Raw genomic sequence first — 10,054 nt, 5'->3', positions numbered from 1 at the left:
ATTTGCCTGGCGGCAATAGCGCGGTGGTCCCACCTGACCCCATGCCGAACTCAGAAGTGAAACGCCGTAGCGCCGATGGTAGTGTGGGGTCTCCCCATGCGAGAGTAGGACACTGCCAGGCATCAAACAAAGCCGAAAGCCCTGAACTGACGTTCAGGGCTTTTTGCTATGCGTAAAATGGAAAATCCCCGCTGTAATCCGTTTCAGCTTTCATCGTACTGTTCAATATTCATCACAAAACCAACGCATTGTTTCTCTGAATCCCAGATATTCTTCGTCCGCTATTCTGTTGGTTGTTAACTTATAAATAACAATAAAGTAACACCAGGCGGCAGGAAGCCGAATTTCATCATTACTATGGCTCGGAGAAAATATCATGACAGAAACAACCTCGGCTCTCGAGGGGGAGCACGGCGTCGAACAGGGGGCGCTGGATAACAAAAAACGCATTTTCGCTATCGTCGGGGCTTCGTCAGGTAATCTGGTGGAGTGGTTTGATTTTTACGTTTACTCCTTCTGCTCAATCTACTTTGCCGCCTCATTTTTTCCGGCGGGCAACAGCACCACACAACTGTTGCAAACCGCCGGGGTATTCGCCGCCGGCTTCTTTATGCGGCCTATCGGCGGCTGGCTGTTCGGCTACATAGCCGACAAGCACGGACGAAAAAATTCAATGCTGCTTTCGGTCTGCATGATGTGTGCCGGATCGCTGGTGATCGCCTGTCTGCCGACGTATGAGTCGATCGGCAGTTGGGCACCGGCGCTGCTGCTGATCGCGCGCCTGTTCCAGGGGTTGTCGGTGGGCGGCGAGTACGGCACCAGCGCCACCTACATGAGCGAGGTGGCGATCAAGGGGCGGCGCGGCTTCTACGCCTCGTTCCAGTACGTCACGCTGATCGGCGGGCAACTGCTGGCGCTGCTGGTGTTGGTGATCCTGCAGCAGATATTGTCCGGCGAAGAGCTGAAGGCCTGGGGATGGCGTATACCGTTTGCCCTGGGGGCGGTGTTGGCAGTGGTGGCGCTGTACCTGCGCCGTTCGCTGAATGAAACCTCCGATGCGAAGACGCGTAACCACCAGGATGCCGGTTCGCTGACGGGGCTGTGGAAAAACCGCAAAGCGTTTCTGATGGTGCTGGGCTTTACCGCCGCCGGTTCGCTGACCTTCTACACCTTCACCACCTATATGCAGAAATATCTGGTGAACACCGCCGGTATGGACGCCAGGCTGGCCAGCGCCATCATGACCGTCGCGCTGTTCGTCTTTATGCTGCTGCAGCCGGCGGTCGGCGCGTTCTCTGACAAAATCGGCCGTCGCAGTTCGATGCTGATCTTCTCGGCATTGGCCACCGTGCTGACGGTGCCGATCCTGTTTGCGCTGAAAGAGGTGACCAATCCCTTTATGGCGTTCGGCCTGATCGTGTTGGCGCTGTTTATCGTCAGTTTCTACACCGCGATCAGCGGGCTGCTCAAAGCCGAGATGTTCCCGCCGGAGGTGCGTGCGTTAGGCGTGGGCTTGTCTTATGCGGTAGCCAACGCCCTGTTCGGCGGCTCGGCGGAATATGTCGCGCTGTCGCTGAAATCGTTCGGCGTGGAGAATGCCTTCTTCTGGTACGTTTCCGGCATGTGCCTGCTGGCGCTGCTGGTCTCGCTCCGGCTGCATCGCAAAGGCAAAGAGATACAGCTGTAAAATAAAAACCCCGGCTTTGGCCGGGGTCAGAGTACCACTTAGAGGATACGGCTAATCAGCCGATCGACGCGAATACGCCGCAGACGGCGAATCAGCTTGCGCACCTTGATCGGATACTGCTGAATGCTTTGCAGCTCCTGATAATGGCCGACCACGGTGGTGTGAGTGCGGATGCACTCCAGCTCTTTTTGCCGCTGCTCGCGCATTTCCTGCTTGGGATCGTGGATCAGAATGGCGTTTTCCAGATCCAGCCGCCAGGCGCGCGGGTTGAGGTTATTGCCGGTAATCAGCTGCCATTCTTCGTCTACCCACATGCCTTTCAGGTGATAGCTGTTATCGCCATCCTTCCACAGACGCACGATCAGCTGGCCGGTGTCGACGTAACGCTGCAAGCGGCTCAGGAAGCGGCGCAGGTTGATCTCGTACAGATAGGGCAGCGCGCCAATGATTTTGAATGGCTGATCTTCCGGAATATAGAAGTCGTTGGCGGTTTTGTCGCCGACGATGATCTCCACCTGTTTACCCTGGCGCAGCAGATAAATGATGTTGCGTACCAGCAGCGCCGGCAGGTTGAAATAGGGGGTGCACAGCGTCAGTTTCTGATCGGTACAGGACATCAGGTGATGAATGGTCTTATTCAGCACGCTTTGTTTGCCAAGCCCAACCAGCGGCGTTACCGCCAGCTCATCGTTTCCGGCCTTGCCGCGGAAGTGGTAACCGGCGCGGCGCAGGGCGAAACGGAACTGGCGGATCTCGTTTTTGATCTCCGGGCTTTTCGGCCGATCGCTGCGATCGAGGCGCTGTACGGCGCCGGCGGTGAGCAGATGCTGCTTGATGTAATCGATCAGGGTATCGGCCAACGCCTCATTGGTGATCAGCTGGTAGCGATCGTAACGGTATTTCTCATGCTGATGCAGATAGACATCGTTGATGCTGGCGCCGCTGTAGATCACGGTATCGTCGACCACAAAGCCCTTCAGGTGCAGCACGCCCAGCGCTTCGCGGGTATTGACCGGCACGCCGTAGATCGGCACCGACTGCTCTGGATGCTGGCTGGCCATGGCGCAATACCAGTCGGCGTTGGTATTGGCCGCGGCGGCGCCGATGCGCCCGCGCTGTGCGCGGTGCCAGTCGACCAGCACGCAGATTTCCAGCTCGGGCCGCCGCTGCTTGGCCTGATAGAGCGCGTTGAGGATCTCGCGCCCGGTGTCGTCATGCTCCAGATACAGCGCCACCAGATAGATACGTTGGGTGGCGTTGGCGATGGCGTCCAGCAGCGTGGCGCGAAAGTCGGACGGCGCGTACAACGTACGAACATCAGCAACCGTCTGGGGGAGTTTGGGCAGTTGTGCAAGGTGTTGTTGATGTTTGCTACGTTTAAATTTTGACAACATCACAGTGCGCTTCTTCTCTCATGATTGATGGCCGGAACGCCACAGGCATAAAAACAATAAACCGAATAATCGGGCGATAATACCATTAGTTTCCCCGATTGTGCGTATGTTTTGGCGTTAAGTGGTGGATTCGTAGCGCATTGCGACGCAGCTCACTGCGCGTCGGCGGCCTGCAGCGGCAGCGTCAGATTGACGATGCCGTCCTCAAGCTGCACCTCGATGCCAAAGCCCAGCCGCTGCGCCAGCGCGATCATGCCGCGGTTATTCGGCATGGTGATGCCGCTCAGGCGGGTCAGGCCATGAGCGCGCGCATAGGCGATCATTTTCTCCAGCAGCTGGCGGCCCAGCCCTACGCCTTTCAGATCGGAACGCACCAGCACGGCGAATTCGGCGTCGGTGTTGTCCGGATCGGACAGCGCGCGGGTCACGCCGATGATCTCGTCTGCGCGCACCGCCACAAAGGCCATTTCTCGATCGTAGTCGATCTGCGTCATGTTGGCCAAATCGTCATGGGTAAACTCGTTGATCTCGCTGAAGTAGCGATAATAGAGATCTTCCTTGGTCACCCGGTCGATGAAATGCTTCAGCGCCGGCTCGTCTTCCGGCAGGATCGGGCGGAACAGGCATTGGCTGCCGTCTTTCAGCGCGATAGTCTCTTCCAGCTCATGCGGATAAGGGCGAATCGCCAGCCGCGCTTGCGGATCGCCGCTGAACGGCGCGAGCTGCATCGAAACGTCCAGCAGGGTGAATTCGCTGCCGGAGGCCAGCACCGGGTGAATATCCAGCCGGACGATCTCCGGGCAGTCGAGGATCAGGTTGGAGACCTGCACCAGCAAGCGGCTCAATCCGGGAATATCCAAAGGCCGCAGCGCGCTGCGCCCGCGGATCTTGCCGCCTTTCACCGCCTGCAACACCAGATAACGCGCCAGCGCCATGTTCAACGGCGGCAGCGCGACTGCCACCTGATTTTCCTGGCGCCACTCCACGCCGCCTTCACCCAGCATGATCAGCGGGCCGAAAATCGCATCTTGCTCCACCGCGATGCGCAGCTCCTGGGCGCCGGCGCGGTTGGCCATGCTCTGCACCAGCAGGCCATGGATGCGCGCCTGAGGATAGGTACGCTTCACGCGATCGAGGATCGCCTCCGCCGCGCGCTGCACTTCGGTTGCGGTGCGCAGGTAGAGCATCACGCCCTGAACTTCCGATTTATGCGGGATATCCGGCGAACGCAGCTTCAGCGCCACCGGGTAGCCGATCTGTTCGGCGATGTGTACCGCTTCGGCGCTGTCTTCGGCGATCCAGGTCGGCAGGGTGCTCAGGTCATAGGCCTGCAGAATGGATTGCACCTCGTGGGTATCCAACTGGGTGGCGCCCTCGGCCAGCGCCTGACGGATCAGACGGTGGGCGTCGGCAGTATTGGCGGTCAGGCCGCTCGGCAGCGCCGGCGTCTCTTTCAGCTGCTTCTGGTTACGGCGGTATTCCACCATATGCATAAAAGCCGTCACCGCGCCTTCCGGCGTGCGGTAGGTGGGAATGGCGGCTTCGGTAAACAACCGGCGCGCCTCTTGCGAAGAGTATTCGCCGCACCAGTTGGTCAGCAGCGTGATGCGTTTGCCGCGCGCATGGCGATGCAGCGCGTCGATCAGCCGTTCCGCCGTGGCAGTGCCGGGCGCCGCCGCGCTCGGCGCGTGGATCAACAGCAGCGCGTCATAGTCGTGGCTGTCGAGTAGCGCTTCGATAGCCGCCAGGAAACGCTGTGGCGTGGCGTCATCGCGCAGGTCGAGCGGGTTGCCGGCGCGAATGAAATCCGGCAGTGCGTCGCTCAGCTTCGCCAGGCTCTCATCACTCAGCGTGGCCAGCTTGCCGTTGCGCCCGAGCAGCTCGTCCAGCGCCATCGCTGCTGGTGCCGCCCCATTGCTGACGATCATCAGCCGTTCGCCGCGCAGCGGATGCATATGGCTGAGGGTTTCCACCGCCGAGAACAGTTCATGGGTATCCTGCACGCGCAGCAGGCCGGCGCGCTGGATGGCGGCGTCATAGGCGGCGTCCAGCCCCAGCTGGCTGTTGAGCAGCAGCTGCGCCTGTTGGCTACGGCCGCTTTTGATCACCAGAATGGGCTTGTTGCGCGAGGCGCTGCGCGAGGCGGAGAGAAAGCGCCGCGCATCGCTGATGTTTTCCAGATACAGCAGGATGGCGCTGGTCTTGCTGTCGCGCGCCAAAAAGTCGAGCAGGTCATCGACGTCGATATCCAGGCTGTCGCCCAGCGCGATGAAGTAGGAGAAGCCGACTTCGCGCTGCTGCGCCCAGTCGAGAATGGTGTTGGCCACGGCGGCGGACTGCGAGATAAACGCCAGCTTGCCCTTTTGGATCGGCACCGGCGAGAAGCTGGCGTTGATGCCCTGCCACGGCGCCAGCAGGCCCAGGCTGTTGGGGCCCAGCAGCCGCATGGCGTAGCGCTGCGCGCAGGCCTTCAGCTCGGCAAACTGTTCCGGCGGCGAAGAGAGGACGATGGCGGTTTTACAGCCGCGTTGGCCCAGCGCTTCAATCAGCGCCAGATTGCGTTTGGCGTGGGTGCAGATGATCGCCAGATCCGGCGTCAGCGGCAGGCTGGCGACGTCGGGGTAGGCCATCACGCCGCATACCGCCTTGTAGCGCGGCGTGACCGGCAAAATGGGCCCGCCGAAACCGCCGGCCAGCAGGTTGCTCATCATCAGGTTGCCGGCGCGGCCGGGCTGCTGCGAAGCGCCCAGCACGGCGATCGATTTGGGACGTAGTAGCGCTTCTAACCCTCGCTGGCTCATGCACGGCTCCTTTTGGCAACGTTACGCCTGATTTTAGGCGCTTTATGGCTACATTGCTGTGACCTGTGCCTCCGGCCGGGTCGGTTTTCCCGCCAGATACTGTTGGCGGAAATAGCGGAAATGCTGATTCAATCCGTCGGCGGCCGGCAGATCGCCCGCCTGTTGCAGCAGGGCAGCGGCCACTTCCGCCGTGCAGTGCTGCTCGGCGCGGCTGGCTTCGCGCAGCTGGTAGTCCGATGCGGCGTCGACGTTGAGGGAAAACACCGGGAATTGATTGAGGTACGGGCTTTTACGGAACATTTTGCGCGCTTCCGCCCAGGTGCCGTCCAGCATAATGAACAGCGGCGGTTTACCGCCGGCGGGCAGCTCGCTGAACACCGGCCGTTCGGCGTCGGCGTAGGAGGCAGGGAACACCACATAAGGCTGCCGCGTCGGATCGTTGATGGCGGCCAGCAGGGCGGGATCGATCTCGGTGCGCGACCAGAGGAACGCCTGGGTGTCCGGCAGGATATCGGCGATCAGGCGGCCGGTGTTGCTCGGCTTGAGCGGCTCGGCGCCGAACATGATCAGGCAGAAACGGCTGCCGGCCTGCTGCGGGCGAATGGTGTCGCACAGGCAGTTTTTATGCGGCAGCAGGCAACCCTGACAACGCGCCACTCGGCAACCGCGCGCCAGAAAGGGGCGGGTGGCGCGGTCTAAACGGAATTGGCGCAGGCGAAGTACGGCGTTGTCGGTCATAACGATCCTGGGGAAAAACCGCCATTGTAACGCAGAAAAAAGCCCGCCGGGAGGGGCGGGCTCGATCGGGGCGCGTTCGCGCGCGATGGCGGGATACGGCCTATACTTGCCGAATCACACTAACTCGTTGAGCCAGTTGTCAAACGGCGCCTTTGGCATCGCACCGTTGAGCATGTCGACCATCTTGCCCTGACGGAACACCATGATGGTTGGGATGCTGCGGATGCGGAAACGGGCGCTCAGCTCCGGCTCGGCTTCGGTGTTCACTTTCACGAAGCGCACTTTGCCGGCGCGCTCTTCGGCCACGTCTTCAAAGATCGGCGCAAAGCTGCGGCACGGGCCGCACCACGGCGCCCAGAAATCGACCACGACCGGCAGATCGTCCTGCAGCAACTGGTCCAGCGTGGCGGCGGTGGCGTTGATCACTTCACCGTCGAAGAGCTCATGGCCGCAGCGGCCGCATTTCGCGTTGTCCGCCAGACGTTCTTCCGGCACGCGGTTGGTGGCATGGCAAGCTGCACAAACTGTATTCATGTTGACCTCGGGTACAGAGAAAGCATGGTCCCCGCAACGCGGTTGCGGAGATGTTTCTTTAATGCTGACAATTATCGGCAAAACCCGGCGCATGGACAATGAGGTTTGTTCAATGGATGTGATAGTTGGGAGCTTTTAGCGCAAGTTGGTGGCTTCGTGCACCAACATCAGGTAATCTTCGCGCCCTGCGCGTTGGTGGAGAAGACAATGAACGATTCATTTAGTGGCAAGAACGGTAAAGTCAAAGTGATGTACGTCCGCAGTGACGACGACAACGGCGACGACCGCAACAAGAATAAACGTCCGGCCGGCAAAGGCCGTCCGGCTGACGGTGCGCGCTCGGGCCGCACCGGTCAAGACAAGGCGCGCGGCGGCAACGATCGCCGTGGCGCCGACTCCCGCCGCAGTGAAAGCGATCGTCCTCGCCGTCCGGCGCGCTCTGAAGATCGCGGTGGCAACGAGTCACCGTGGAGAACCGTTTCGCGCGCGCCGAATGAAGAGCCGGCGTTTGATCACGGCGGTATCAGCGGCAAAAGCTTTATCGATCCGGAACAGCTGCGTCGCCAGCGTGCGGAAGAAACCCGCGTTTACGGTGAAAACGCCTGTCAGGCGCTGTTCGCCAGCCGCCCGGAAGCGATTGTGCGCGCCTGGTTCGTGCAGTCGGTCACCCCGCGTTTCCGCGAAGCGCTGCGCTGGATGGCGGCCAACCGCAAGGCTTACCACGTGGTGGATGAGGAAGAGCTGGCCAAGGCTTCCGGCACCGAGCACCACGGCGGCGTGTGCTTCCTGATCAAAAAACGTCAGGGCCTGGATGCGCAGACCTACCTGAAAAGCGCACCGGCGACCGACTGCGTGCTGGCGCTGGAAGAAGTGGGTAACCCGCATAACCTGGGCGCCATCGTCCGTTCTTGCGCCCACTTTGGCGTCAACGGCGTGCTGCTGCAGGATCCGGCGCTGCTGGAGTCCGGCGCGGCGGTGCGCACCGCTGAAGGCGGCGCGGAGCATATCAAGGCGATCAACGCCGATGATTTCCTGTCGGTGCTGGATACCTTCCGCAAGGCGGGTTACACCATCGTCACTACCTCCAGCCACAAAGGCACTGCGCTGGCGCAGGCCAAGCTGCCGGCCAAGATGGTGCTGGTACTGGGCCAGGAGCGGGACGGTCTGAGCGACAGCGCCTGGCAGCAGGGCGACATGAACGTGTCTATCGGCGGCACCGGCAAGGTGGAAAGCCTGAACGTTTCGGTGGCGACCGGCATTCTGCTGGCGGACTGGTGGCGTCAGAATCAGGCGTAATCTTTTCTACGTCGGATAAAAAAACGGGCGCCCCAGGGTGCCCGTTTCGTTTATTAAAGCCTAGTGAGCGCCGCCGCCCCCACCGCCGCCGGAGCTGAACGGCGGTTTCGCCACCCACACCAGCGCCAGCAGCACCAGGAACACCCCGGCCGACAGCCAGAAGATCTCGTTGGCGGAGATGATCAGGCCCTGCGCGGTGATCTCGTTGGCGATATACGCCGACGCCTGCTGCTTGCTCATGCCGAGCTGTTCCAGCTGCCGGTACATCTCCTGTGACTGCGGGTTGTACGGGTTGACGAACTCCGTCAGTTGCGAATGGTGCTGCGATTCGCGCTGCGTCCACAGGGTAGTGGTGATCGAGGTGCCGATCGACCCCGCCAGCGTTCGCGTGAAGTTCGACAGGCTCGACGCCGCCGCCATGCGTTCCGGCGGCAGGCCGGACAGCGTGATGGTGGTCAACGGCATGAAGAAGCAGGCGATGGCGAAGCCCTGCACGAACTGCGGCCAGGCGGAGGCGCCGAAGTCCATGCCCGGTTCAAACGTATAGGCGCGCCAGTAGAAGCACACGGCATACATGATGAAGCTGAAGGTGACCAGCCGGCGCATGTCGAGCCGGTTGCCGAACTTGCCGATGATCGGTGACAGCAATACCGGGATCAGCCCGACCGGCGCCGACGCCAGCCCCGCCCAGGTGGCGGTATAGCCGTACACCTCTTGCAGCAGCTGCGGCAACAGCACGATGGCGCCGAAGTACAGCATGTAGGCCAGGCTGATGCACAGGCAGCCGATGGTGAAGTTGCGCGACTTGAACAGCGACAGATCCACCACCGGATGGTCGTCCGTCAGCTCCCACACCACCAGGAACAGCAGCGCCACCACCGCCACGACGGTGAGCGTGATGATCTCGGTCGAGTTGAACCAGTCCAGCTCCTTGCCCTGATCGAGCATGATTTGCAGCGAACCGATGCCGACGATCAGCAACACCAGACCGACGGTGTCGATCGGTTTGATCTCGGTTTTGGTTTCCCGCCCCTTCAACGTCGCCATCGCCGCCACGATCACGAAAACGCCGATCGGGATGTTGATGAAGAAGATCCAGCCCCAATGGTAGTTGTCGCTGATGTAGCCGCCGAGGATCGGCCCGAAGATCGGCGCGACGATCACCGTCATCGACCAAAGCGCCAGGGCCATCGCTCGCTTGGCGGGCGGATAGTTATTCAGCAGCAAACTCTGCGACAGCGGGATCAGCGGCCCGGCCACCACGCCCTGGATCACGCGGAAGAAGATCAGCATGCCGAGGCTGTTGGAGATGCCGCACAGCCAGGAGGCGAGGGCGAACAGCGCGGTGGACCACAGGAACAGCCGCACTTCGCCGAAGCGTTTCGCCAGCCAGCCGGTGATCGGAATCGAGATGGCGTTCGCCACGCCGAACGAGGTGATCACCCAGGTGCCCTGCGAGTTGGAAGACCCGAGGTTACCGGAAATGGTGGGGATCGCCACGTTGGCGATGGTGGAGTCCAGCACCTGCATGAAGGTCGCCATGGCAAGCGCGACCGTCATCCAGGCAAGCTGGGCACCTTCAAGCGGTTTCTGTGGCAAGATGG

Annotated in this window: 7 protein-coding genes and 1 rRNA gene; 3 read left to right on the top strand and 5 right to left on the bottom strand. The window is 61.1% G+C overall.

The features are described from left to right. The first annotated feature begins 5 nt into the window (after nucleotides 1-5). Nucleotides 6-121 (top strand): 5S ribosomal RNA (gene rrf / locus M6G53_RS07900). Between the two features lie 255 nt (nucleotides 122-376). Continuing rightward, nucleotides 377-1,687 (top strand): MFS family transporter, encoded by a 1,311-nt coding sequence (locus tag M6G53_RS07895; protein WP_253330318.1) that lies wholly within the window; start codon nucleotides 377-379, stop codon nucleotides 1,685-1,687. A 38-nt stretch (nucleotides 1,688-1,725) separates the two neighbouring features. Here the strand turns inward: M6G53_RS07895 and pssA are convergent, their stop codons facing one another. The 4 genes from pssA to trxC form a co-directional block, all read right to left on the bottom strand. Then, nucleotides 1,726-3,081: a CDP-diacylglycerol--serine O-phosphatidyltransferase gene (pssA, locus tag M6G53_RS07890; RefSeq protein ID WP_253330316.1), complete on the bottom strand. Its 1,356-nt coding sequence runs from the start codon at nucleotides 3,079-3,081 to the stop codon at nucleotides 1,726-1,728. A 152-nt stretch (nucleotides 3,082-3,233) separates the two neighbouring features. Beyond that, nucleotides 3,234-5,882 carry a bifunctional acetate--CoA ligase family protein/GNAT family N-acetyltransferase gene (locus M6G53_RS07885; RefSeq protein ID WP_253330314.1) on the bottom strand — a complete coding sequence of 883 codons (2,649 nt, stop codon included), beginning with the start codon at nucleotides 5,880-5,882 and terminating at the stop codon, nucleotides 3,234-3,236. A 48-nt stretch (nucleotides 5,883-5,930) separates the two neighbouring features. Then, a complete protein-coding gene (locus M6G53_RS07880) occupies nucleotides 5,931-6,620 on the bottom strand; it encodes a tRNA-uridine aminocarboxypropyltransferase (RefSeq protein WP_253330312.1) in 690 nt (229 codons plus the stop codon). Between the two features lie 114 nt (nucleotides 6,621-6,734). Further along, on the bottom strand, nucleotides 6,735-7,154 hold the full coding sequence (trxC, locus tag M6G53_RS07875) for a thioredoxin TrxC (RefSeq protein WP_253330310.1): 420 nt from the start codon (nucleotides 7,152-7,154) through the stop codon (nucleotides 6,735-6,737). 207 nt (nucleotides 7,155-7,361) lie between these two features. On the opposite strand from trxC, the gene M6G53_RS07870 reads away from it, so the two are divergent. Then, complete coding sequence (locus tag M6G53_RS07870; protein WP_015378876.1) at nucleotides 7,362-8,450, top strand: tRNA/rRNA methyltransferase; 1,089 nt, start codon at nucleotides 7,362-7,364, stop codon at nucleotides 8,448-8,450. 60 nt (nucleotides 8,451-8,510) lie between these two features. On the opposite strand, the gene emrB is transcribed toward M6G53_RS07870, so the two are convergent. Then, on the bottom strand, nucleotides 8,511-10,049 hold the full coding sequence (gene emrB / locus M6G53_RS07865; RefSeq protein ID WP_253330309.1) for a multidrug efflux MFS transporter permease subunit EmrB: 1,539 nt from the start codon (nucleotides 10,047-10,049) through the stop codon (nucleotides 8,511-8,513). Nucleotides 10,050-10,054 lie beyond the last annotated feature (5 nt).

The sequence above is a fragment of the Serratia nevei genome (assembly GCF_024160145.1).
Lineage (GTDB): Bacteria > Pseudomonadota > Gammaproteobacteria > Enterobacterales > Enterobacteriaceae > Serratia > Serratia nevei_A.
The sequence above is the reverse complement of the archived record's forward strand: the minus strand, read 5'-3'. Positions and strand labels throughout refer to the sequence as shown.

Bases quoted from the DNA above. Each gene is read 5' to 3' on its own strand.
- M6G53_RS07895 (WP_253330318.1), top strand. From the start codon at position 377: ATGACAGAAACAACCTCGGCTCTCGAGGGGGAGCACGGCGTCGAACAG.
- pssA (WP_253330316.1), bottom strand. From the start codon at position 3,081: ATGTTGTCAAAATTTAAACGTAGCAAACATCAACAACACCTTGCACAA.
- M6G53_RS07885 (WP_253330314.1), bottom strand. From the start codon at position 5,882: ATGAGCCAGCGAGGGTTAGAAGCGCTACTACGTCCCAAATCGATCGCC.
- M6G53_RS07880 (WP_253330312.1), bottom strand. From the start codon at position 6,620: ATGACCGACAACGCCGTACTTCGCCTGCGCCAATTCCGTTTAGACCGC.
- trxC (WP_253330310.1), bottom strand. From the start codon at position 7,154: ATGAATACAGTTTGTGCAGCTTGCCATGCCACCAACCGCGTGCCGGAA.
- M6G53_RS07870 (WP_015378876.1), top strand. From the start codon at position 7,362: ATGAACGATTCATTTAGTGGCAAGAACGGTAAAGTCAAAGTGATGTAC.